Origin of the sequence: Streptomyces sp. NPDC048269 (assembly GCF_040652395.1) — a bacterium.
Lineage (GTDB): Bacteria > Actinomycetota > Actinomycetes > Streptomycetales > Streptomycetaceae > Streptomyces.
In genome coordinates this window covers 90,157-111,323 of record NZ_JBEZLW010000017.1, presented here as the reverse complement: position 1 = coordinate 111,323, position 21,167 = coordinate 90,157, and the positions used below count along the sequence as shown (strand labels likewise).

Here is a 21,167-nt window from a genome sequence, read left to right as displayed (position 1 = left end):
CGGCGGGGCGCGGCCGGAGGAGTTCTTTCGGCCCGCCTCTGGACGGCATACCGACTGGTCGGCATGATGGCCTCTGAGCAACCCGTCAGCAACCGTCCACCCCGTACGGAGGTGCCCAGCATGACCCCAGCCCCGGACGATCCGCGAGGCCTCGATCTGGAGCGGCTGCGCGGCCATCTCGACGCCGCGCGACCCGGGCTCGTGACCGGGCCGCTGAGCGGCCGGCTGATCGAGGGGGGCCGGTCGAACCTGACGTACGCGGTCACCGACGGCTCCGCCCGCTGGGTGGTGCGCCGTCCCCCGCTCGGCCACGTCCTGGCCACCGCGCACGACATGCGGCGCGAGCACCGGGTGATCGCGGCCCTCCACGGGACGGCCGTGCCGGTGCCCGAGCCACTGCTCCTGTGCGAGGACGACTCCGTCCTGGGAGCGCCGTTCTACGTCATGGAGTACGTGGAGGGGGTGCCGTACCGCACGGCGGGCGAGCTCGCCGCGATCGGCCCCGAGCGCACCCGACGGGCGGTGCTGGGCCTCGTGGACACCCTGGTCGAGCTGCACGCGGTGGATCCGCAGGCCGTGGGGCTGGGCGCCTTCGGCCGGCCCGAGGGCTTCCTCGACCGGCAGCTGCGCCGCTGGGGCAAGCAGCTCGCTGCCTCGCGGGGGCGTGAGCTCGCCGGGATCGACGAGCTGCACGCCGCGCTCGGCCGGGCGCTGCCCGACTCCCCCGCTCCGACCGTGGTGCACGGGGACTTCCGGCTGGACAACGTACTGATCGGCGGGCCGGACGACACGATCCGGGCGGTGCTGGACTGGGAGATGTCCACGCTGGGCGATCCGCTGACCGATCTCGGGCTGCTGGTGATGTACAGCTCGGACCTGGGCCTGACCGAATCTCCGGTCAGTACGACGAGCGGGGCGCCGGGGCATCCGACGCCCGCCGAGCTGATCGAACGGTACGCCGCCCGCTCCGGCCGGGACACCCGTGCGATCGCCTGGTACACGGCCTTCGCCTGGTTCAAGCTCGCGGTGATCCTCGAAGGCATCCACTACCGCTACACGCTCGGGCAGACGGTCGGCGCGGGCTTCGACCGGATCGGCGAGCTGGTCCCGGTCTTCATCGAACACGGGCTGACCACCCTCCAGGAACTCCAGGAAGGCTGAGGCATCCCACTCATGGACTTCGCATTCGACGCCCGGACCGAGGAACTCCGCGAGCGGCTGCTCGCGTTCATGGAGGAGTACGTCTACCCGGCGGAACCCGTCGCCGCCGAGCAGCGCGCGCGGCTGGCCTCGCCCTGGGACACCCCGGCCGTCTTCGGTGAACTGAAGGCCGAAGCGCGCCGCCAGGGCCTGTGGAACCTCTTCCTGCCGGACGCGGAGTACGGCGCCGGACTGACCAATCTCCAGTACGCCCCGCTCGCCGAGATCACCGGCCGCAGCCCGCACCTGGCGCCGACGGCCACCAACTGCGCGGCCCCGGACACCGGGAACATGGAGCTGCTCGCGCAGTTCGGCAGCGAGGAGCACAAGAAGCAGTGGCTGGAGCCGCTGCTGGCCGGGGAGATCCGGTCCGCCTTCGCGATGACCGAGCCGGACGTGGCGTCCTCGGACGCGACCAACGTCGAGACCCGGATCGAGCGTGTGGGTGACGAGTACGTGGTCACCGGGCGCAAGTGGTTCATCTCCGGGGCGATGAACCCGGATTGCAGGATCTTCATCGTGATGGGCAAGACCGACCCGGAAGGCGCCGATCCGCGCCGCCAGCAGTCGATGATCCTGGTCCCGCGCGACACCCCCGGGGTCGAGGTGCGCCGGGCCATGACGGTGTACGGGTACGAGGACCACGACCACGGCGGCCACGCCGAAGTCGTCTTCGACGGGGCGCGGGTCCCGGCCGCGAACCTGATCGGCGAGGAGGGCACCGGCTTCGCCATCGCCCAGGCGCGGCTCGGCCCCGGCCGCATCCACCACTGCATGCGGCTGATCGGCATGGCGGAGCGGGCCATCGAGCTGATGTGCCGGCGCGCGGTGGACCGTACCGCCTTCGGCAAGCCGCTGGCCGCACAGGGCGTCGTGCAGAACTGGATCGCGGACGCCCGGGTCACGGTGGAGCAGCTGCGACTGCTGGTGCTGAAGACGGCCTGGCTGATGGACACGGCCGGCAACCGGGGCGCGCACACCGAGATCCAGGCCATCAAGATCGCGACCCCGCGGGCGGTGGTGGGGATCCTCGACCAGGCGGTGCAGCTGCACGGCGCGGGCGGGGTGAGCCAGGACTTCCCGCTGGCCGAACTGTGGGCGGCGGCGCGGACGCTGCGGCTGGCCGACGGACCGGACGAGGTCCACCAGCGCTCGCTGGCCAGGCGCGAGCTGAAGCGCTACATGTAGGGACCTGGGCCTGAGCGCTGTCCGGGGCCCCCGGACAGCGCTCAGGCCCTGACGACAGGCCCTGGCCCAGGTCGTGTCGTCGAAGTCTCCTCTGGCCGGCGGGGCCTGGCACGCCCTCCGGGCGGCCGACGTACCGACGCGTGGGGCGGGTCGGCGGAAGAGCGGATCCGGTTCACCGTCGAGGTGGTCCGGGCCGTCGCCGAGGCCGTCGGCCCGGAGCGGGTCGGCGTACGGATCTCGCCCGGAGTGAACGTCAACGGCGTCGAGGAGGGGGACACCGAGAGGATCTACCCGGCGCTGCTCGAGGCCCTGGCGGACATCGAGCCGGTCTACCTGCACCAGGTCCACGCCGACCCCGGCCGGCCCGGCTTCGCGGAGATCCGCAAGGCCTGGCCCGGCGCGCTGATCGCGAACCCGGCCCTCCCCCGCGAGGAGGTCGCGGCCGGCGGCGGCAAGCGGCGGGGCGAACGGCTACTGGCCGAAGGAGCCGACCTGGTCGCCCTGCGCCGGGGCTTCCTCGCCAACCCCGACCTCGTGGAGCGGCTGCGCACGGGCGCGCCGCTCAACGAGGTCCGCCCGGAGTTCCTGATGCACGTGCAGGGGGCGGAGGGCTACACCGACTACCCCACCCTGGAGGCCCTCACGGGCGCAGTGCGCGCATGAGCAGGTCTGCGAGGTGATCGGCGACCTGCTGGGGCGTGAGCGGGCCGTCGGCGCGGTACCAGGTGGACAGGTGGTGCACGGACCCGAAGTGGTAGTCCACCACCAGGTCGGCGGGGGTGGCGCTGGAGAACACCCCCGTACGCTGGCCCTCCTCGACCAGCGCCCGGAAGCGCTCGTGGTAGCGCCGGCGCTCGGCCCGCACCTGCTTGGACTTCTCCGGGCTGAGCTGGTGCATCGACCGGAAGAAGATCGCCGCGTCGTCGAGGTTCTCGATGGTGGTCACCACCACGTCGGCGGCGGCCGCCCGCAGCCGCTCCTCCACGGGCGCGTCGGACCCCGCCACCGCGTCGAGCCGCTGCTGTTGCAGGCGCAGCATCCGTGCGTACACCTCGTGCAGCAGGTCGTCCTTGGACCCGAAGTAGTGGTAGAGCGCGCCCTTGGTGACCCCGGCCGCCTCGACGATCTCCTGCACGGACGTGCGGTCGTAGCCCCGCTCGGCGAACAGCCTGGTGGCGACGGCCAGCAGCCGCTGCGGTACCGGGGCCTCGTGCGTGCCTTCGGGTTCCGTGGTCCTGGCAGCCATGGCGCCGACCTTCCCTTCCCATTGCTCCTGTACGACCGTCCGACTGTTTTCAGCCGCGCTCGCGCAATTCCCGTCGCAGGATCTTGCCACTGGTGGTCTTCGGAAGGACAGGCAGGATCTCCACCTGGCGCGGGTATTTGTACGCGGCGATGCGCGCGGCGCAGTAGGCGGACAGCTCCCCCGGCTCCGCGGAGGTGCCGGGGCGGAGGCTGACGTACGCCTTCACGCTCTCCCCGCGGTAGGGATCCGGGACGCCGACCACGGCCGCCTCGCGGACCGCGGGGTGGGTGTAGAGCACGTCCTCGACCTCGCGCGGCCAGACCTTGAAGCCGGAGGCGTTGATCATGTCCTTCTTGCGGTCGACGACGTAGAGCCAGCCGTCGGCGTCCATGAACCCGACGTCCCCGGTGCGCAGTTCGCCGTCGGGGAACGCCTTGGCGGTGTCGGCGGGCAGGCCCCAGTAGCCGGGCACGACCTGGGGGCCGCGGACGGCTATCTCGCCGGTCTCGCCGACGGGTGCCTCGGCGCCCCGCTCGTCGAGGATGCGCACGACGGTGTCGGCGCCGGGCAGTCCGACCGAGAGGGTGCCGGAGGCGGGGTCGACGGGGGCTTCGAGGTGCGCGGGAACCGAGGCGCAGGGCGCCGTGCACTCGGTGAGGCCGTAGCCGTTGCGGAGGTAGAAGCCGAAGGCGGCGCGGAGGCGTTCCACGAGGGCGGGCGGCAGCGGGGCTCCGCCGGAGGAGATCACCTGGAACGAGGCGAAGTGGTCGCGGGTGACGCCGGGGTGCGCGGCCAGGGCCATGAAGGCGGTGGCCGGGCCGACGGTGTAGGCCGGGCGGTGCTCCAGGAAGGCGTCGAGCACGACCCCGGCGTCGAAGCGGTGCGCGAGGACGAGGGTGCCGGCGTTGGCGAAGCAGGCGGCGAGCTCGCAGACCATGCCGGTGATGTGGAAGAGGGGCGCGAGGGCGAAGTAGGCGGCGCCCTCGGGGACGGGGTGGCCGGTCACCTGGCGGACGGCGTTGTACGTGAGCGCGCCGTGCGGGTTCATGGCGCCCTTGGGGGTGCCGCTGGTGCCGGAGGTGTAGCTGATGAGGGCGGTGTCGGCGGCGGTGAGGTGCGGGTCGTCCGGCGCGGGGTGGCCCTGGCCGGCCACGGTGGTGAGGTCGGCGGCCTGCGGGGCCGGCCGTCCGCCCGACGGCCCGGCGACGGAGTCCGGTGCGGGGCGCGGATCCGGTACGGCCGCCGGGGCGAAGAGCCGTGCGTCGTCGCGGGTCTGGAAATCCTGGTCGCGGGCGGTCAGGACGGCGCGCACGTCCGTACCGCGCGCGGCCTCGCGCACGTACGCCGTCCACACGTGGCCGTCACAGACCAGCGCGGCGGCCCCGGAGTCGCGCAGGATGTGCCCGACCTCGCCGGCCTTGTACATCGGGTTGAGCGGGACCACGACGGCCCCGGCCTTCCAGGCCGCGAGCACGGCGAGCACGAAGTGCGGGGTGTTCTGCAGCATGACGGCGACCCGGTCCCCGCGGCCGACGCCGTGCGCCGCGAGGTGGCCCGCGAGGGAGTCGGACAGCACGTCGGCCCCGGCGTAGTCGGTGCGGCCGTCGAAATAGGCGAGCGCGGTGCGCTCGGGGGCCCGTGCCACGGCCTCGCGGAAGAGGTGCAGCACGGTCGGCGGCGGTGTGACGGGCGCGCGCTGGGCCGGGCTGAGCAGCCCGAGCCAGGGCTTGGCGGCATACGGGGAGGTCACCGGGTCTCCCACTTCTGCTGGAGCTGGTTCATGCCGCTGAGCCAGCGGTCCGGTTCGGTGGCGCGGGCGGCGTAGAAGTCCGCGACCTCGGGGTGCGGGAGGATCAAGAACCGGCCCTTCTCCATGCCGTCGAACAGTGCGTCAGCGACCGCTTCCGGCTCGATCGCGGTCGGCGCGAGGACGAGGTCGCCCGCCGATCCCGCAGCCGTCAGCATGTCGGTGCGCACCCCCTGCGGACAGATGGCGTGGACCTGCACACCGCGGTGGCGGTAGGTCAGCGAGAGCCATTCCGCGAAGGCGAGCGCACCGTGCTTGGTGACACTGTACGGCGCCGCCCCGATCATGGTCAGCAGTCCTGCGGCGGAGACGGTGGACACGAAGCGGCCGCTCTCCCGCTCCAGCCAGTCGGGCAGGAGCAGCCGGGCGGCGCGCACGTGGGCCATGACGTTGGTGTCCCAGGCCGCCTCCCAGACGGCCTCGTCGGCGAACGCGTCGCCGCCCGAGGCGAGTCCGGCGTTGGCGCAGTAGATGTCGATCCCGCCGCCGAGGGCGTCGCGGGCCTCGGCCACGACCGTCGACGCGTCCCCCGGCACCGGGATCGCCCGGGGCCCGATCGCGCCGGCCACCGCGGCGGCCTTGGCCGCGTCGAGGTCGTTGACCACCACCGTGGCGCCCTCGGCCGCGAAGCGGTGTGCGAGGGCGGCGCCGATGCCGCCGCCCGCGCCGGTGACGACGACTCGCTGGTCCTGGTACTCGCTCACGGGGATCACCTCTCGTGCGGCCGGACGCCGGCCCCCAATACTGGATGGCGAGCAGACTAACCAGTCGGTATGTCCGGACGGAAGGGGTGCGACTCGTAGCGTGGCCGGATGACGCTGTCGCGACGCGGGGTGCTGGGACTGGCGGGGGCCATGGGGGCGGCGGGGGCCGTGGGGGCGGGTGCCCCACGTGCGGGGCGGGTGCGGACCGGTTTCGAGCGGCTCGCCGCGGACGGGTACGCCGAACTCGCCGGTCAGAAGGTCGGGGTGGTCACCAACCCCACCGGCATCACCGCCGACGCCCGCCACCTGGTCGACGTGCTCCACGCGGACGAACGTGTGGATCTGGTCGCGGTGTTCGGACCCGAGCACGGGTTCCGCGGCACGGCTCAGGCGGGGGGCTCCGAGGGGGCCTCCAGGGATCCGGCGACCGGGCTGCCCGTGTACGACACGTACGACAAGAGCGGGCAGCGGCTCGCGGACGTGTTCACGGCGGCCGGGATCGACACCGTCGTCTTCGACATCCAGGACGTCGGGGCGCGCTTCTACACCTACATCTGGACGCTGTACGACTGCATGCGCGCGGCCGCCCTCGCCGGCAAGGCGGTGGTGGTGCTGGACCGTCCCAATCCGGTGGGCGCCCGGCGGGCCGCGGGGCCGGTGCTGGAGCGCCCGTACGCGAGCTTCGTGGGGCGGGAGCCGATCGCGCTCGCGCACGGGATGACGGCGGCCGAACTGGCCCGGCTCTTCAACGGCGAGTTCCTGACCGGCGGGTCCTTTCCCGAAGGGCCCGTCAGGCTGCGGACGGTGGCGATGAGCGGATGGCGGCGGGGCTCGTTCTTCGGCGAGACCGGGCTGCCCTGGGTACCGCCGAGCCCGAACATGCCGACCCCGGACACGGCCCTCGCGTACGCCGGCACCTGCCTGTTCGAGGGGACGAACCTGTCCGAGGGACGCGGGACGACCACGCCGTTCGAGGTGGTGGGCGCGGAGGGCGTCGACCGGCGGTGGGCGGAGGCGGCGAACGCTCTGGAGCTGCCCGGGGTGTGGTTCCGCGAGGCGTACTTCACGCCCACGTTCTCCAAGCACGCGGGGAAGGTGTGCGGCGGGGTCCGGCTGATCGTGCACGACCGGGAGGCCTTCGATCCGGTCCGGGCCGGGATCGGGCTGCTGGTCACCGCCCGGCGGTCGTGGAGCGGCTTCGCCTGGCGCACGGACCACTGGATCGACAAGCTGACGGGTGCCGACCGGGTGCGGAAGCTGGTGGACGCGGGGGCGGGGGTGGAGGAGATCGCCGGCGACTGGGCGGCGGGGCTGGCCCGGTTCGGGGCGGTGCGCGGGGAATACCTGCTCTACGGGTGACCGGGACGGCCGGTGAGCCGGTGGCGTCACGGGTCTGGCCGGGCGGGGGCGGCAGCAGGATGCTGGACCCACCGGAGGGCGGCGTGGAGGGGGACGTCATGGCGGACATCGCGGTACGGAGCGCAGCCGGGATCGGGGTCGGGCCGTACGCGGAGCTGACCTTCGACTCCGAGGGGGACGTGGACCGGGCCTCACAGGGCGCGGTGTCCCGGATGGAGGCCACGGACCTGCTCCTCTTCGCGCACGGCTGGAACAGCGACCGGTCCACCGCGACCCGGCTCTACGACCGGTTCTTCGCCCCCTTCCCGGGGCTGGTGGGGCCGGGCGTACGGCTCGGGTACGTGGGGGTCGTATGGCCCTCGATCCGCTTCTCCGACGAGCCGATACCGGACTTCGAGGCGCTGGGCGCGCTCGGGGAGCCCGGCTTCGGCCCGGCGCTGGATCCCGGCACCCGGCAGGCGCTCGGGGAGTTCTGGCCCGGGCGGCGGGCGGAGCTGGACCGGGTGGCCGAACTGCTGGAGGAGCGGCCGGAGTCGGAGGCCGCCTTCATCGAGTTCGGGGCCCTCGTACGGGAGCTGGCCGGGGTGGACGCGGTGGCGACGGCGGCCGCGCCGGCGGTTCCCGCGCTCTTCGCGGAGGACGTCCTGGAGGTGTGCCGGGTCCTGGCTCTCGCCCTGGTCGAGGCGGGCGCGCAGCCCGGGGGCGCCGGTGAGCGGGACCTGGCACTGGGCGGCGTATCGCGCACCCTGTGGAACGGCGCCAAGGAGCTGCTGCGGCAGGCGACGTACTACAGGATGAAGAAGCGGGCGGGAGTCGTCGGCGAGCGCGGTCTCGGCCCGGTGCTGGCGGAGCTGGCGCGGCAGCGTCCGGAGCTGCGGGTCCATCTGATCGGGCACAGCTTCGGGGCGCGCCTGGTCTCCTTCTCGCTGCGCGCCGTGCCGGAAGGCGCCCGGTACGTGAAGTCGCTGACCTTGCTCCAGGGGGCTTTCTCGCACTACGCGTTCTCCGGCCGGCTGCCGCACGACAGGGGCCGCGGCGGCGCCCTGGACGGCCTGCAGCGGAAGGTCGACGGTCCGGTGGTGGCCTGCCATTCCCCGCACGACACCTCGCTCCGGGTGTTCTACCCGCTGGCGTCCCGGATGGCGGGGGATTCGGCCGGACTGCTGGGTTTCGACGAACGCTGGGGCGCCCTCGGGCACGACGGGGTGCAGGCCGTACCCGGTGCGCCCCGCATGGCCCTCGACGCGGCCCTGCGCGAGGGGGTGCCCGCGACCGGTTGCGTCAGCGTGGACGCGGGTTCAGTGGTACGGCGCGGCGGAGCCCCCTCGGGGGCGCACAGCGACATCTGCCACGAGGAACTGGCCCGGCTGGTGGTTGCCGCGGGGCGCATGGGGCGCTGACTTCCGGCCAAGTGCCACCCGCACGCCTCGACCGCCCCCGCATGCACCCCGGCCCGGCCGGGCATGTTGGGCACATCGGCGGAGGTGAAGGTGCGATGGCGGGATTCCGGAGTCTGGCATACCAGGTGCGTGACGCGCGCAACGACCGGGCCCTGCGGCGCCATTCCCTGCGCCGCTGCCTGGAGCGGTTCGCCCCGTACGGGCACCGCGCCACGTGGTGGCACCTGTGCGACCGGCACGGGATCGCCCCCGAGGACCGGGGGGCGGATCCGCTGCGGCTGGTCGCCGCGCTGGAGGAGCTGGAGGACGCGCGGGCGGTCTGGCTGGCGTACGAGCGCCAGTTCGCGGAGCGGCGCAGACGGGAGAAGCACCACGGGCTGCGCCGGCCGGAGTGGGCGTGGGGCGGGAGCGGGGACGCGGTGGTGCGGTGCGCGGACCCGGGGGTACGGCCGCAGGGGGCGCTGGGCGAGGTGCTGCGGCGGCTGGTGACCGCCCTGGAGTCGGCGCCGGGCACGGCGTGCCCGGTCTGCGGGGAGGAAGAGCTGCGGTGGCCGACCGCGGCCGCGGTCCGGGCGTGGGAGGGGGCCTGGGCCTGGGACGGTCCGGTGTGCGGGGGCTGCGGGATCGTGGTGCCGAGACCGGCGCTGGCGGACACTCCGACGGCGGGGGCCGCGTGACGCCCTCGCCGGCGGTGTCGCTGAACGGCGCCCGGAGCGCCGCCGACGGCCCGGCCGTGCCGATGTCCCCGCCGGACCTGGCGGAGGCGGCGCTGGCCTCGGTCGCCGCGGGAGCCGGGGAGGTACTGGTGCACCCGCGGACCCCGTGCGGCCGGCAGAGCCTGTCGCCGCGAGTGGTCGGGCCGGTGCTGGAGGCGCTGCGGGGCGCGGGGGTCGGCGTACCCCTGTGCGTGGACGCGGGCATGGGGGCCGAGCCCGACCCGGCGGCGCGGCTGGAGCGGATCCGGTCCTGGTCGGTGCTGCCGGACCGGGCGGCGGTGAGCTTCGCGGAGCCGGGGGCCGGGGAGCTGGCCGAGGCGCTGCTGGCGCGGGGGGTCCCGGTGGAGGCGGTGGTGCCGCTGGGCGGGGAGGCCGGGCCGGAGCCGATGGCGCGGTTCCTGGCCTGGCCGGTGCGTACCCCCGGGCGGGTCCGGCTCGCGCTGGAGCTCGCGGCGGCCGATCCGGCGCTGGTGGCCGGGCTGCGCGGGCTGCCGCCGGTGGCGGTGCTGCTGTACGGGCGGGAGGCCGCCGCCTGGCCGGTGCTGCGGCTGGCCGCGCGGTGCGGTACGGGTGGGCGGACCGGCGTGGGCGACGTACTGCACCTCCCGGACGGGCGGCCGGCTCGGTCGAATGCCGAACTGGTGGCGGCGGCCCGGGAGGTGTGGGCAGCGGAGACCGGAACAGGTCCTACAGGCGCGAGCCGGTGAGCTTTTCACCGAAGACGTCGTCCGGGTTGGACAGCGCGCAGTTCTCCAGCGAGAGGCAGCCGCAGCCGATGCAGTCGGTCAGGTGGTCGCGCAGGCGCCCGAGTTGGCTGATCCGCTGGTCGAGCTCGGCGCGCCACGCCTCCGACAGCCGGGCCCAGTCCTCGCGGTTGGGGGTGCGCTCCTCGGGCAGCTGGGCCAGTGCCTCGCGGATGCTGGCCAGCGGGATGCCCACGCGCTGGGCGGCGCGTACGAAGGCCACCCGGCGCAGCGCGTCGCGGGTGTAGCGGCGCTGGTTGCCGGAGGTGCGGCGGCTGCTGATCAGGCCCTTGGACTCGTAGAAGTGGAGCGCGGAGACGGCGGCGCCGCTTCGGGCGGACAGCTGGCCGACGGTGAGTTCGTGGATTTTCTCGGGAATCTGCGGCACCCCGCCGAGGGTAGCCGGAGGGCCGTTGACATACACATGCGGTCCCACCATGCTGAGCGGGCTGAGCAAGCGCTTGTTCGCCCAGCGCTATCCGTGAGTGAGAGGCAGGAGCAGGGCATGGCCGAGCCGAGGATCTTCACGTCCGCCGAGGAGCTGCACGCCGGGACGGGCGAGCCGCTGGGACCGAGCGGGTGGCTGGAGGTGGACCAGAAGCGGATCGACCTCTTCGCGGACGCGACCGGCGACCACCAGTGGATCCATGTGGACCCCGAGCGGGCGGCGTCCGGACCCTTCGGTTCCACCATCGCGCACGGCTATCTGACCCTGTCCCTGCTGCCGAGCCTGGTGCCGCAGATCATGCGGGTCGAGGGCATGAAGATGGGCATCAACTACGGGACGAACAAGGTGCGTTTCCCGGCTCCGGTGCCGGTCGGGTCGCGGCTCCGGGCCACCGCCGTGATCACGGAGGTCACGGAGGCCGGGGGCGGCGTACAGGTCGCGGCGACCGTCACGGTCGAGCGCGAGGGCGGCGACAAGCCGGTGTGCGTGGCGGAGTCGGTCTCCCGCTACTACTTCTGAACTACTTCTGAAGCCCCCGCCGCTCCGCCTTCGGCGGGCGGGCGCCCACCATGCGGAGGACGAGGTCGGCGTAGAGCGCGCCGACCTCATCGGGCGTGCGCTGCCCGGCCACGCTGAACCAGCGGGCCACGTCGATGCAGAGCGACAGGACGGCGAGGGTGGTGCCCGGGACGTCGGGGACGTCGAACTCCCCGGCCGCGACCCCGTCGGCGAGGATGCGGCGCACGGCGGCGTCGCTCTGCCGGCGCAGCGCCACGATCTCGGAGCGGTGCTCGGGAGCGAGGGCGTCGAGTTCGTACTGGACCACGCGCGCGGTGTGATGGTGCGCCGCGTGCCACAGCACGAAGGACCGTACGGCGGCGTCGAGCCGATCGGCGGCACGTCCGGGACCGTCGGCCGCGGTGGTGAGGATCTCCAGGGCCTTGTCGTGGCCGATCCGGCTGATGCGGTGGAGCAGCTCTTCCTTGGTCTTGTAGTGGATGTAGAGGGCGGCCGGGCTCATACCGGCACGGCCCGCGATGTCACGTGTGGTGGTGGCGTGGTATCCGCGCTCGGCGAACGCGTCGACGGCGGCGACGAGCAGCCGCCGCGCGGCATCGGGGGTGACCTCCGACCACGGCTGGTAGCCGCCGGCCGTCTCCTCCGCGCTGTCCATCGCTCACTCACCCTCTTCGCCGTGTGGAAGTGACACCTTACCGGAGGGTGAGCAAGCGCTTAGAGCATGCGCTCAGGGCTTCGGCTGGAAGGGGTCGTACTCGGCCAGGATCTTCTCCATTCTGGCCTGGTCCACTCTGCTGACGATCTGTCCCGCCTCCTGCCGGTCCCGGACCACCTTGGCGAGCGTGAAGGCCGAGGTGGTCAGGTACAGGACGGCGATGCCGAGGAAGGCCCGCACCCACGCGTCCGCGTCGAGGTTGTAGATGCCGACGGCCACCGCGCTCAGCGCGACGCCGAAGGAGGCAACGGCCTGGCCGTAGTACGCCCCCGTGTTCTGCTGCTTGACCGGTGTCTCGTTCATGGCCACAGCATCCGGCGGATGTGGCGGGGCCCACATCCGCACAGGTACTCATGCGCGTACTCAGAAGGCGGAGACTCCGGTGCGGGCGCGGCCGATGAGCAGTTTCTGGATCTGACTGGTGCCCTCGTACAGGGTCATGACGCGGGCGTCGCGCAGCAGCTTCCCGGCCGGGTACTCGTCGATGTAGCCGTAACCGCCGTGCACCTGGAGGGCGTTGCTCGCGGCCCGGACGGCGGCCTCGGAGGCGAAGAGCTTCGCGGTGGAGGACTCGGTGGCGAAGGGCCGGCCCCGGTCTATGAGGTCCGCGACGCGCCAGGTGAGCAGGCGGGCGGCGTCCACGTCGACCGAGATGTCGGCTATCAGCTCCTGGACCAGCTGGTGGTGGGCGATCGGCTTGCCGAACTGCTCGCGCTGGGCGGCGTACGAGACGGCCGCGTCGAGCGCCGCCTGGGCGATGCCGACGCAGCCGGCGGCGACCGACATCCGGCCCTTGGCCAGCGCGGACATGGCGACCGAGAAGCCCTTGCCGTCGGGGCCGAGCATTGCGGAGGCGGGGACGCGGACGCCGTCGAGGGAGAGCTCGGCGGTGGCCTGGCCGCGCAGGCCGAGCTTGCCGTGGATCTCGCGGCGCGTCAGGCCGGGGGTGTCGGTGGGGACGAGGAAGGCGGAGACCCCGCGGTGGCCGGGTTCGTCTCCCGTGCGGGCGAAGAGCAGGACGACGTCGGCCCAGGTGCCGTTGGTGATGAACATCTTGCTGCCGCTGACGAGGTACGAGTCCCCCTCGCGCACGGCGCGGGTGGTGAGGCCGCCGGCGTCGGAGCCGGTGCCGGGCTCGGTGAGGCCGAAGCAGCCGAGTGCGTCCCCGGAGCACAGGCGGGGCAGCCAGGCGTGCTTCTGCTCCTCGGTGCCCCAGGCCGCGATGGTCTTGGCGACCAGGCCGAGCGAGACGGAGACGATGCCGCGCACTGCGGAGTCGCCGCGCCCGAGCTCCTCGGTGACCAGGACGTAGGAGAGGTGGTCGCCGCCGGAGCCGCCGTACTCCTCGGGGACGGTCAGGCCGAGGAAGCCGAGGGCGCCGAGCTTCTTCACGATGGCCCGGTCCACGCTCTCGGCGCGGTCCCACTCGGCGGCGTACGGGGCGACCTCGCGCTCGGTGAACTCGCGGGCGAGCCGGCGTACGGCCTCCTGCTCCTCGCTCAGCTCCAGGTCCACCGGGCACCTCCGGGCGGCTCGACCGGCCTTTAACTAGCACCGGTAGTTTATGACGGGCAGGCCCTACTATGTGGCGCATGGCCAGACCGCGCAAGCCTCTCCTCAGCAGAGCCCGCATCATCGGGGCGGCGGCCGCACTGGTCGACGCGGAGGGGCTGGAGGCAGTCTCGACGCGGCGGCTGGCGGCCGCGCTGGGGGTCAGCGGGCCGTCCCTGTACAACCACTTCCGCACGAAGGACGAGATCCTGGAGGCGGTCGCGGACGCGGTGAGCGCGCGGGTCGACTTGTCGATGTTCGAGGGTGACCCGGACTGGCGGGGGGCCCTGCACGCCTGGGCCCACTCGTACCGGGACGCCTTGTCCGACCATCCGAACATCGTGCCGGTGCTGGCACGGGGGCCGGGCCGCCGCCCGGCGGGCCTGCGGCTGGCGGACGCGGTGTTCGGCGCGATGACGGCGGCCGGCTGGCCGCCGGCGCAGGCGACCCGGATCGGCGCGTTGATGCGGTACTTCATCCTCGGCTCGGCGGTGGCCTCCTTCGCCCGGGGCTTCGTGGACGACGAGACGGCATACGACCCGGCGGACTACCCCCACCTGGGCCAGGCCCACCTGCTGGCCGAGCGCCAACGCGAGGTGGACGAGGGCGCCTTCGAGACCGGCCTGGCGGCACTGCTGGACGGGCTGGCCCTGCAGTACGAGGCATTGAAGGAGACGAAGGAGACGGCCTGAGTCCCGGGCGGAGGGCGGCGCAGCGCGGGCGGGGGCGACCCGGGCCGGTTCGGGCCAGGGCGGGGCGGGGCCGGGGCAGCGCGGGGCCGGCCCAGCGTGGGACGGGGCCGGGGCGGGCCGGGGCACGCGGGCCGGTTCGGACAAGGCGGGCCGTTTCGGGCAGGGCTAGGCCTGGCGGGCCGGGCCGGGCCGGGCCGGGCCAGGCCAGGCCTGGCCGGTTCGGCCCAGGCCGCCACTCCGGTCCGGGCCACGCCGGTTCGGCCCAGGCCGCGGCGGCGACCCGCGCCGCCCCCGCGCCGGAAGCCTGCGGAATCGGCCCGGCTAGAAGACGACCAGGGAGCGGCCGCCCTTGCCCGCCAGCATGGCCTCGAAGGCGGCCGGGATGCCGTCGAGCGTGATGCGGTCGGTGACCATGGCTCCGAGGTCGAGGCGGCCCGCGCGGACGTGTTCGGCGATCACCGGGAGGTCGCGGGCGGGGTCGCTGTTGCCGTAGACGCAGCCGGTGAGGGTGCGTGCGAAGTGGAAGATCTCCAGCGCGTGGAAGGTGACCTGCTGCTCCTTGCCGCCGATGCCCACGACCGTGGTGCGGCCGCCACGGCGGGTGGACTCCCAGGCTCCGCGGATGGTCTGCGCCCTGCCGACGCATTCGACGGCGACATCCGCGCCCTGGCCCCCGGTGAGCGCCCGGATCTGCTTGGCGGTGGTGTCGGAGGCGAGCACGAACTCGGTGGCTCCGGCCGCTCGGGCCAATTCCTCCTTGGCCGGGGACACGTCGACGGCGATGACCGGGCCCGCCTGTGCGATCCGGGCGGACTGCAGGGCGGCCAGGCCGACCCCGCCGACGCCGAAGACGGCGACGGATTCGCCGGGGCGGACCTGGGCGCTGTGGTGGACGGCCCCGTAGCCGGTGAGGACCGCGCAGCCGAGCAGGGCGGCCTCGGCGAGCGGGATTCCGGCGGGCGCGGGCAGCACGCAGTTGGCCGCGACGACGGTCTCCTCGGCGAACGCGGCCACGTTCAGCCCCGGGTGCAGCTCGGCGCCCCGCGCGTCGTGCGCGTAGACGGCCCCGACGCCCGTGAGCGCGTTGGCGCAGAGCCAGACCTCGCCGATGGAGCAGTGGTGGCACGCCCCGCAGGACGGGGCCCAGTTGAGCACGACCCCGTCGCCGGGGGCGACGTGGGTCACGCCTTCCCCGACGGCGAGGACCGTACCCGCGCCCTCGTGGCCGAGGGCGGCGGGGACGGGAACGCGCATGGTGCCGTTGGTGAGCGAGAGGTCGGAGTGGCAGACCCCGGCTGCGGTGAGCCGGACCCGGACCTGCCCGGGGCCGGGATCGGGCAGCACGATCTCCCGTATCTCCAGCGGGGCTCCGACTGCGGGCAGGATGGCGGCGCGGACCATGGTCGTCTTCTCCGTCTCGGTGCGGCTCAGGACAGGCAGGACAGGCAGGACAGCTTAGAACTGCAGAGACTTGGTCTGGAGGTACTCCGCCAGGCCGTGCGGACCCAGCTCACGGCCGACGCCCGACTGCTTGTAGCCGCCGAAGGGAGCGAGCACGTTGAAGCGGCCGCCGTTGATGTCCACCTGTCCGGTGTCCATACGGCGGGCGAAGGCCACGGCGGTGTCCTCGTCCGCGGCCCAGACGGCGCCGCCCAGGCCGTAGACGGTGCCGTTGGCGATGCGCAGAGCGTCCTCCTCGTCCTCGTAGGAGAGGATCGACAGCACCGGGCCGAAGATCTCCTCCTGGGCGATGGTCATGTCGGGTGTGACATCGGCGAACACGGTCGGGGCGACGAAGTAGCCGCGCGCCTGCGGCGCGTCGGGGCCTCCGGCGACGAGGCGCGCGCCTTCCTTGACGCCCTTGGCGATGTAGCCGCGCACGCGTTCGTGCTGCTTGGCGTTGATGACCGGGCCGAGGCGGGTGGCCGAGTCGGTGGGGTCGCCGGTGGGGTACGTGGCGACGGCGGCGGCCGCGAGCGCGACGGCCTCCTCGTACTGGTCCCGGTGGACGAGCATGCGGGTGAGCGCGTTGCAGCTCTGGCCGGAGTTGTTCATGACATGGCCGACGCCGGTCGCGACGGCCCTGGCCAGATCGGCCCCGGGCAGGATGACATTGGCCGATTTTCCGCCCAGCTCGAGGGCGACCCGCTTGACGGCGGCACCGGCCGTGGCGCCGATCTGCTTGCCGACAGCGGTCGAGCCGGTGAAGGAGACGAGGTCGACTCCCTCGTGCGCGGCCAGCGCCTGGCCGGCGACCGGGCCGGTGCCGGTCACCAGGTTGAAGACTCCGGCCGGGATGCCCGCCTCGTGCACGGCTTCGGCGAAGAGCTGTGCGGTCAGCGGGGTGTCCTCGGCCGGCTTGAGTACGAGGGTGCAGCCGGCGGCGAGAGCGGGCGCCACCTTTGCAACGACTTGGTGCAGCGGGTAGTTCCAGGGCGTGATGGCTCCCACCACACCGACCGGCTCCAGCAGCACGGTGGAGTTCCCGATCCGCTCCTCGAAGGCGTACGAGGCCGCGAGCTCGGCGTAGGAGGAGGCCACGGCGATCGGGGCGCCGACGTGGACCATCTCCGCGAAGCCGAGCGGGGAGCCGAGCTCGGCGGTGATGACCTCGGCGATCTCGCTCTTGCGGGCGACCAGCACGTCGCGGAGCGCGCCGATCAGCGTGGCCCGCTCGGCCGGAGCCGTGGCCGCCCAGCCGGGGAAGGCCGCGCGGGCCGCGCGTACGGCTGCGTCCACGTCCTCGGCGGTGCCGGCCGGAACCGAGCCGATGACCAGCTCGTCGGCCGGGTTGACGACCTCGATCCGGTCGCGTCCGGCGGAGGGCCGCCATTCGCCGCCGATGTACATCCCGTCGTGGGCCTTCATGGCATTCCTCCCGAGCACGCACGAGCGCGTAGACCTGACCTCGCCAACACCCTACAAACTAGCGTCGGTAGTTTTCCGGCCACCAGGGCGCCCCGGAATCAGATGATGCCGAAAAGCATCCCTGCCGCCAGGACGACCAGCGAGGTCAGGGCCGCCCATTTCACGGTGAAGCGGGTGTGGTCGCCGAACTCGACCTTGGCCATGCCGACGAGGACGTACACGGCCGGAACCAGCGGGCTGGACATGTGCAGGGCCTGGCCGACCAGGGAGGCGCGGGCGATCTCCAGCGGGGAGACTCCGTGGGCGGCTCCGGCCTCGGCCAGGACGGGGAGCACGCCGAAGTAGAACCCGTCGTTGGACATGAAGTACGTGAGCGGCAGGCTGAGCAGACCGGTGACCAGAGCCATGTGCGGGCCCATGCCCTCGGGGATGGCCCCGACGAGCCAGTTGGCCATGTGCTTGACCATGCCGGTGCCGGTGAGGACGCCCGTGAAGACGGCTGCGGCGAAGACCATGCCGGCGACGTTGAGGACGTTGTCGGCGTGGGCGGCGATCCGGGCTTTCTGGTCGGGCATGTGCGGGAAGTTGACGGTGAGGGCGAGGGCCGCGCCGAGCAGGAACAGCACGGGGATGGGCAGCAGCTCCATGATCATCGCGGCCAGGAGGGCGATGGTGAGGCCGGCGTTGAACCAGTACAGGCGCGGGCGCAGGGTGGCCCGATGCGGGTCGAGGCCCTGGAAACCGTCCCCGGGGACAACGGTGGCGGGCTCGGAGCCGCCCGCGGCGTGGCGGTCGCCCGTGGCGGCGGAGCCGCCGGCCGCGCACCTCGGCGCCCCGGCGGCCGGGCCGGCGGAGGCCCCGCTACCGGCGAGGGTCCCGGTACCGGCGGCGACCAGCGCGGAGGTGGCCCCCGGCGCGCGCTCCTCCTCGGCGTCCGTGTCCGTGGCCATGGCCGTGTCCGCGTCCGCGTCCGTTTCCGGGGGAAGGACCAGGAGGCCGACCCGGCGGCGCTCCTTCACGCCGAGCACGTACGCCAGGACGAACACGAAGAGGAGGCCCATCGCGAGGGCCGGGATCATCGGGACGAAGATGTCGGCGGCGTCGAGCTTGAGGGCGGTGGCGGCGCGGGCCGTGGGGCCGCCCCAGGGCAGGGTGTTCATGACACCGTTGGCGGTGGCCGCGACACCCGTCATGACCACCAGGCTGAGGCCGAGCCGCTTGTACAGCGGATACATGGCCGAGACGGTGATCATGAAGGTGGTCGATCCGTCGCCGTCGAGCGAGACGATGGCGGCGAGGACGGCGGTACCGACCACCACGCGCATCGGGTCGGCCTTGCAGAAGCGCAGGATGCCGCGCACGACCGGGTCGAAGAGGCCGACGTCGATCATCACGCCGAAGTAGACGATGGCGAACATCAGCATGGCGGCGGTCGGCGCGAGCTTGCCGACGCCGTCGATGACGTAGTCGCCGAGGTGTGCGCCCTTGCCTGCGAACACGCAGAAGAGCGCGGGAATGAGGACGAGCGCCGCGATGGGCGACATTTTCTTCATCATGATCAGGACCAGGAAGGTCGCGATCATGGCGAAGCCGAGGAAGGTCAGCATGTGGGGAAGGTAGGTGCCGCCTCCTTACGCCAACAAGACGTCTGCGTGTGAGCAATACGAGCAAAACCCCAGCTCAGGGGAGGGGTGCTAGCTCGACGGGGAAGCCGTTGAGCACGGCCGTGCCCGACAGCGGGTCGAGCCGGGTGCCGTCGAGCAGCTGGTTGACGTTGACGCCGGGTGTGGCGGAAGCGACCGAGAGCCGTGCCCCGCCGCGGTCGTGACCCCAGCCGTGCGGGAGGCTCACCACTCCCGTGCGGACGGTGTCCGTGACCTCGACGGGAACCTCCAGGCTGCCGCCGTCGGCGGTGATCCTGGCCCGGCCGCCGTCGGCCAGGCCCAGGCGGTCCGCGTCCTCCGGGTGGATCTGAAGGGTGCAGCGGTTGGAACCTCCGGTGAGGGCAGGGACGTTGTGCAACCAGCTGTTGTTGGACCGCAGGTGGCGGCGGCCCACGAGCACCAGGGCGGCGGGGCGGTCGGCGAGCGCCGCGCGCATCCTGGGCAGCTCGGCCGCGATCGGGTCCGGGAGCAGCTCGATCCTGCCGCTGCGGGTCTTCAGCACGCCCGGGAGCCGGGGCCGCAGCGGGCCCAGGTCGATGCCGTGCGGGTGCGCGAGCAGCCGCTCCAGGCTGAGCCCGAGCGTGGCCGCCTCCCCCTCGACGCGCACCCCGGCCCCGGCATCGGCGTCGGCGCCTCCGGCCTGGGCCTCGTCTGCCGCGGCCCCGTCTGCCGCGGCCCCGTCTGCCGCGGCGAACTGGTCTCCGTACGGCCCGAGTCGGAGCATCAGGTCGAGCCGCCGCTCGGGGCCGCTCCGCCCGGTGAGCAGGCCGGTGAGGACCGCCGGGTCCTGCCCGTGCAGCCGCGAGCGGGGGTCCGCGGTCTCCTTGGCGAGGGTGGTCCGGATGGCCAGCTCGTCGATGGCGTCCGGGGCGGCGGATCCGTGCATGCCGGAGACTGCGAGCACGAGACGGGCCTGGATCTCGCACTCGTCCATCCGCCCGTCCTCCAGCGGAACGACGGCCGGCGAGTAGCGCGCCTGGTTGCGTACGGCGAACCCGTTGAACGCGAAGTCGAAGTGTGCGCTCTGGGAGGGCGGCGGCGGGGGCAGCACGACATGGGCGTGGCGTGAGGTCTCGTTCAGATACGGGTCCACGGAGACCATGAAGTCGAGGCCGGCCAGCGCCCGGTCGAGCCGGTCGCCGTCGGGTGCGGACAGGACGGGGTTCGCGGCGATGGCGAGCAGGACCCGTACCCGCCCGTCGCCAGGGATTTCGATTTCCTCGGCGAGAGCGGCTATGGGCAGTTCACCCTTGGCTTCGGGGTGGCCGCTGACCCGGCTGGACCAGCGGCCGAGGGCGAACCCTTTGCCAGGGCGGCCCGGCCGGGGCGCGGGGCCGGTCGCGGAGAGCGGGAAGAGGGCTCCGCCCGGCCGGTCCAGGTTGCCGGTGAGGATGTTCAGGACGTCGACGAGCCAGCTGGCGAGGGTGCCGTACTCGACGGTGCAGCTGCCGATCCGTCCGTAGACGGCGGCGGTGGGTGCGGCCGCGAGCTCGCGGGCCAGGGTGCGGATCTCGGCGGCCGTGAGGTCGCAGGCGGGGGCTACGGCCTCAGGAGTGAAACTCCCGAGCGCGGTGGCGAGTTCCCCGAGGCCCTGGGTGTGTTCCTCCAGCGTGCCCGGTGCGGCGAGCTTCTCGGCGAGGAGGGTGTGCGCGAGCGCGGCGAGCAGCAGTGCGTCGCTCCCGGGGCGCGGCGCGAGGTGCCGGTCGGCGAGCCGGGCGGTGCGGGTGCGGCGCGGGTCGACGACCACCAGGGTGCCGCCGCGGGCGCGCAGGGCCTTCAGCTTGCCGGGGAAGTCGGGGGCGGTGCACAGGGAGCCGTTGGACTCGAGCGGGTTGGCGCCGAGGAGGAGCAGGAAGTCGGTGTGGTCGAGGTCGGGGACCGGGATGGCGAAGGGATCGCCGAAGAGCAGCCCGCTGGAGACGTGCTTGGGCATCTGGTCGAGCGTGCTGGCGGTGAAGAGGTTGCGGGTGCCGAGTGCCTTGAGGAGCAGCGGCGGGTAGAGGGCGCCGGCCATGGTGTGGACGTTCGGGTTGCCGAGGACGACCCCGACCGCCTGCGCCCCGTACTCCCCGACGAGGGCGGGGACGGCGGCGGCGATGGCGTCGAAGGCCTCCTCCCAGGTCGCTTCCTGGAGCCTGCCGTCGCGGCGGACGAGGGGCGCGCGCAGCCGGTCGGGGTCGGAATCGATCGGTCCGAAGGCCGCGCCCTTGGGGCAGATGAAGCCGTGACTGAAGACGTCCTCGCGGTCGCCGCGGGCGCCGGTGACGGTGGCGTCCTCGATGGTGAGGGTGAGGCCGCAGGTGGCTTCGCACAGGGGGCAGATGCGCAGGGCGGTGCGGGACATGGG

The 21,167-nt window shown here is 73.3% G+C and carries 19 protein-coding genes and 1 pseudogene; 9 read left to right on the top strand and 11 right to left on the bottom strand.

The window, feature by feature from the left end:
- Positions 1-120: 120 nt before the first annotated feature.
- From AB0D48_RS20515 to AB0D48_RS20505, 3 genes and pseudogenes are all read left to right on the top strand, one after another.
- Positions 121-1,161 carry a phosphotransferase family protein gene (locus tag AB0D48_RS20515; protein WP_362398492.1) on the top strand — a complete coding sequence of 347 codons (1,041 nt, stop codon included), beginning with the start codon at positions 121-123 and terminating at the stop codon, positions 1,159-1,161.
- Between the two features lie 12 nt (positions 1,162-1,173).
- Complete coding sequence (locus AB0D48_RS20510) at positions 1,174-2,388, top strand: acyl-CoA dehydrogenase family protein (RefSeq protein WP_362398489.1); 1,215 nt, start codon at positions 1,174-1,176, stop codon at positions 2,386-2,388.
- A 126-nt stretch (positions 2,389-2,514) separates the two neighbouring features.
- Positions 2,515-3,051: pseudogene (locus AB0D48_RS20505) on the top strand (alkene reductase); the annotation flags it as partial.
- On the opposite strand, the gene AB0D48_RS20500 reads toward AB0D48_RS20505, so the two are convergent.
- The 3 genes from AB0D48_RS20500 to AB0D48_RS20490 are packed head-to-tail and all read right to left on the bottom strand — an operon-like array spanning position 3,029 to position 6,154.
- Entirely contained in the window at positions 3,029-3,634 is a 606-nt protein-coding gene (locus tag AB0D48_RS20500; RefSeq protein WP_362398486.1) for a TetR/AcrR family transcriptional regulator, read from the bottom strand. The pseudogene AB0D48_RS20505 and the gene AB0D48_RS20500 sit on opposite strands and share 23 nt — an antisense overlap.
- Before the next feature lie 49 nt (positions 3,635-3,683).
- Complete coding sequence (locus AB0D48_RS20495) at positions 3,684-5,384, bottom strand: AMP-binding protein (protein ID WP_362398483.1); 1,701 nt, start codon at positions 5,382-5,384, stop codon at positions 3,684-3,686.
- Positions 5,381-6,154: an SDR family oxidoreductase gene (locus tag AB0D48_RS20490; protein WP_362398480.1), complete on the bottom strand. Its 774-nt coding sequence runs from the start codon at positions 6,152-6,154 to the stop codon at positions 5,381-5,383. The genes AB0D48_RS20495 and AB0D48_RS20490 overlap by 4 nt, the downstream gene beginning before the upstream one ends.
- A gap of 99 nt (positions 6,155-6,253) precedes the next feature.
- Between AB0D48_RS20490 and AB0D48_RS20485 the strand changes: the two genes are divergently transcribed.
- The 4 genes from AB0D48_RS20485 to AB0D48_RS20470 all read left to right on the top strand — a co-directional run bounded on the left by AB0D48_RS20485 (position 6,254) and on the right by AB0D48_RS20470 (position 10,327).
- The gene (locus AB0D48_RS20485; protein ID WP_362398477.1) at positions 6,254-7,504 is read left to right on the top strand and encodes a DUF1343 domain-containing protein; all 1,251 of its coding nucleotides are present in this window, start codon (positions 6,254-6,256) and stop codon (positions 7,502-7,504) included.
- 98 nt (positions 7,505-7,602) lie between these two features.
- The gene (locus tag AB0D48_RS20480) at positions 7,603-8,904 is read left to right on the top strand and encodes a serine-threonine protein kinase (protein ID WP_362398602.1); all 1,302 of its coding nucleotides are present in this window, start codon (positions 7,603-7,605) and stop codon (positions 8,902-8,904) included.
- A 95-nt stretch (positions 8,905-8,999) separates the two neighbouring features.
- Complete coding sequence (locus AB0D48_RS20475) at positions 9,000-9,581, top strand: hypothetical protein (protein ID WP_362398474.1); 582 nt, start codon at positions 9,000-9,002, stop codon at positions 9,579-9,581.
- Positions 9,578-10,327 carry a 3-keto-5-aminohexanoate cleavage protein gene (locus tag AB0D48_RS20470; protein ID WP_362398472.1) on the top strand — a complete coding sequence of 250 codons (750 nt, stop codon included), beginning with the start codon at positions 9,578-9,580 and terminating at the stop codon, positions 10,325-10,327. Before AB0D48_RS20475 ends, AB0D48_RS20470 begins: the two co-directional genes overlap by 4 nt.
- Here the strand turns inward: AB0D48_RS20470 and soxR are convergent.
- Positions 10,308-10,751: a redox-sensitive transcriptional activator SoxR gene (gene soxR / locus AB0D48_RS20465; protein WP_362398469.1), complete on the bottom strand. Its 444-nt coding sequence runs from the start codon at positions 10,749-10,751 to the stop codon at positions 10,308-10,310. The genes AB0D48_RS20470 and soxR overlap by 20 nt on opposite strands.
- 117 nt (positions 10,752-10,868) lie before the next feature.
- On the opposite strand from soxR, the gene AB0D48_RS20460 reads away from it, so the two are divergent.
- The gene (locus AB0D48_RS20460) at positions 10,869-11,330 is read left to right on the top strand and encodes a MaoC family dehydratase (RefSeq protein ID WP_362398466.1); all 462 of its coding nucleotides are present in this window, start codon (positions 10,869-10,871) and stop codon (positions 11,328-11,330) included.
- 1 nt (position 11,331) lies between these two features.
- Here AB0D48_RS20460 and AB0D48_RS20455 read toward each other — a convergent pair whose 3' ends face one another.
- From AB0D48_RS20455 to AB0D48_RS20445, 3 genes are all read right to left on the bottom strand, one after another.
- Positions 11,332-11,985 (bottom strand): TetR/AcrR family transcriptional regulator, encoded by a 654-nt coding sequence (locus tag AB0D48_RS20455; protein WP_362398463.1) that lies wholly within the window; start codon positions 11,983-11,985, stop codon positions 11,332-11,334.
- A gap of 72 nt (positions 11,986-12,057) precedes the next feature.
- On the bottom strand, positions 12,058-12,348 hold the full coding sequence (locus AB0D48_RS20450; protein ID WP_362398460.1) for a YiaA/YiaB family inner membrane protein: 291 nt from the start codon (positions 12,346-12,348) through the stop codon (positions 12,058-12,060).
- Between the two features lie 60 nt (positions 12,349-12,408).
- A complete protein-coding gene (locus AB0D48_RS20445) occupies positions 12,409-13,560 on the bottom strand; it encodes an acyl-CoA dehydrogenase family protein (protein WP_362398457.1) in 1,152 nt (383 codons plus the stop codon).
- 77 nt (positions 13,561-13,637) lie between these two features.
- Here AB0D48_RS20445 and AB0D48_RS20440 point away from each other — a divergent pair, with 77 nt between their 5' ends.
- Complete coding sequence (locus AB0D48_RS20440; protein ID WP_362398454.1) at positions 13,638-14,288, top strand: TetR/AcrR family transcriptional regulator; 651 nt, start codon at positions 13,638-13,640, stop codon at positions 14,286-14,288.
- 321 nt (positions 14,289-14,609) lie between these two features.
- On the opposite strand, the gene AB0D48_RS20435 is transcribed toward AB0D48_RS20440, so the two are convergent.
- From AB0D48_RS20435 to AB0D48_RS20420, 4 genes are all read right to left on the bottom strand, one after another.
- Positions 14,610-15,689 (bottom strand): Zn-dependent alcohol dehydrogenase, encoded by a 1,080-nt coding sequence (locus AB0D48_RS20435; protein WP_362398451.1) that lies wholly within the window; start codon positions 15,687-15,689, stop codon positions 14,610-14,612.
- A 54-nt stretch (positions 15,690-15,743) separates the two neighbouring features.
- On the bottom strand, positions 15,744-17,156 hold the full coding sequence (locus tag AB0D48_RS20430) for an aldehyde dehydrogenase family protein (protein ID WP_362398449.1): 1,413 nt from the start codon (positions 17,154-17,156) through the stop codon (positions 15,744-15,746).
- A 98-nt stretch (positions 17,157-17,254) separates the two neighbouring features.
- The gene (locus AB0D48_RS20425) at positions 17,255-18,763 is read right to left on the bottom strand and encodes a citrate:proton symporter (RefSeq protein ID WP_362398447.1); all 1,509 of its coding nucleotides are present in this window, start codon (positions 18,761-18,763) and stop codon (positions 17,255-17,257) included.
- Positions 18,764-18,836: 73 nt separating this feature from the next.
- Positions 18,837-21,164, bottom strand: a complete 2,328-nt coding sequence (locus AB0D48_RS20420; RefSeq protein ID WP_362398444.1) for a molybdopterin oxidoreductase family protein — start codon at positions 21,162-21,164, stop codon at positions 18,837-18,839.
- Positions 21,165-21,167: the final 3 nt, after the last annotated feature.

What these genes read in the sequence shown, in the direction of transcription:
- AB0D48_RS20480 (WP_362398602.1), top strand. Translation starts at nt 7,603, where the DNA reads ATGGCGGACATCGCGGTACGGAGCGCAGCCGGGATCGGGGTCGGGCCG.
- AB0D48_RS20455 (WP_362398463.1), bottom strand. Translation starts at nt 11,985, where the DNA reads ATGGACAGCGCGGAGGAGACGGCCGGCGGCTACCAGCCGTGGTCGGAG.
- AB0D48_RS20430 (WP_362398449.1), bottom strand. Translation starts at nt 17,156, where the DNA reads ATGAAGGCCCACGACGGGATGTACATCGGCGGCGAATGGCGGCCCTCC.
- AB0D48_RS20420 (WP_362398444.1), bottom strand. Translation starts at nt 21,164, where the DNA reads ATGTCCCGCACCGCCCTGCGCATCTGCCCCCTGTGCGAAGCCACCTGC.
- AB0D48_RS20450 (WP_362398460.1), bottom strand. Translation starts at nt 12,348, where the DNA reads ATGAACGAGACACCGGTCAAGCAGCAGAACACGGGGGCGTACTACGGC.
- AB0D48_RS20510 (WP_362398489.1), top strand. Translation starts at nt 1,174, where the DNA reads ATGGACTTCGCATTCGACGCCCGGACCGAGGAACTCCGCGAGCGGCTG.
- AB0D48_RS20485 (WP_362398477.1), top strand. Translation starts at nt 6,254, where the DNA reads ATGACGCTGTCGCGACGCGGGGTGCTGGGACTGGCGGGGGCCATGGGG.
- AB0D48_RS20435 (WP_362398451.1), bottom strand. Translation starts at nt 15,689, where the DNA reads ATGGTCCGCGCCGCCATCCTGCCCGCAGTCGGAGCCCCGCTGGAGATA.
- AB0D48_RS20460 (WP_362398466.1), top strand. Translation starts at nt 10,869, where the DNA reads ATGGCCGAGCCGAGGATCTTCACGTCCGCCGAGGAGCTGCACGCCGGG.
- AB0D48_RS20500 (WP_362398486.1), bottom strand. Translation starts at nt 3,634, where the DNA reads ATGGCTGCCAGGACCACGGAACCCGAAGGCACGCACGAGGCCCCGGTA.
- AB0D48_RS20475 (WP_362398474.1), top strand. Translation starts at nt 9,000, where the DNA reads ATGGCGGGATTCCGGAGTCTGGCATACCAGGTGCGTGACGCGCGCAAC.
- AB0D48_RS20440 (WP_362398454.1), top strand. Translation starts at nt 13,638, where the DNA reads ATGGCCAGACCGCGCAAGCCTCTCCTCAGCAGAGCCCGCATCATCGGG.
- AB0D48_RS20515 (WP_362398492.1), top strand. Translation starts at nt 121, where the DNA reads ATGACCCCAGCCCCGGACGATCCGCGAGGCCTCGATCTGGAGCGGCTG.
- AB0D48_RS20425 (WP_362398447.1), bottom strand. Translation starts at nt 18,763, where the DNA reads ATGCTGACCTTCCTCGGCTTCGCCATGATCGCGACCTTCCTGGTCCTG.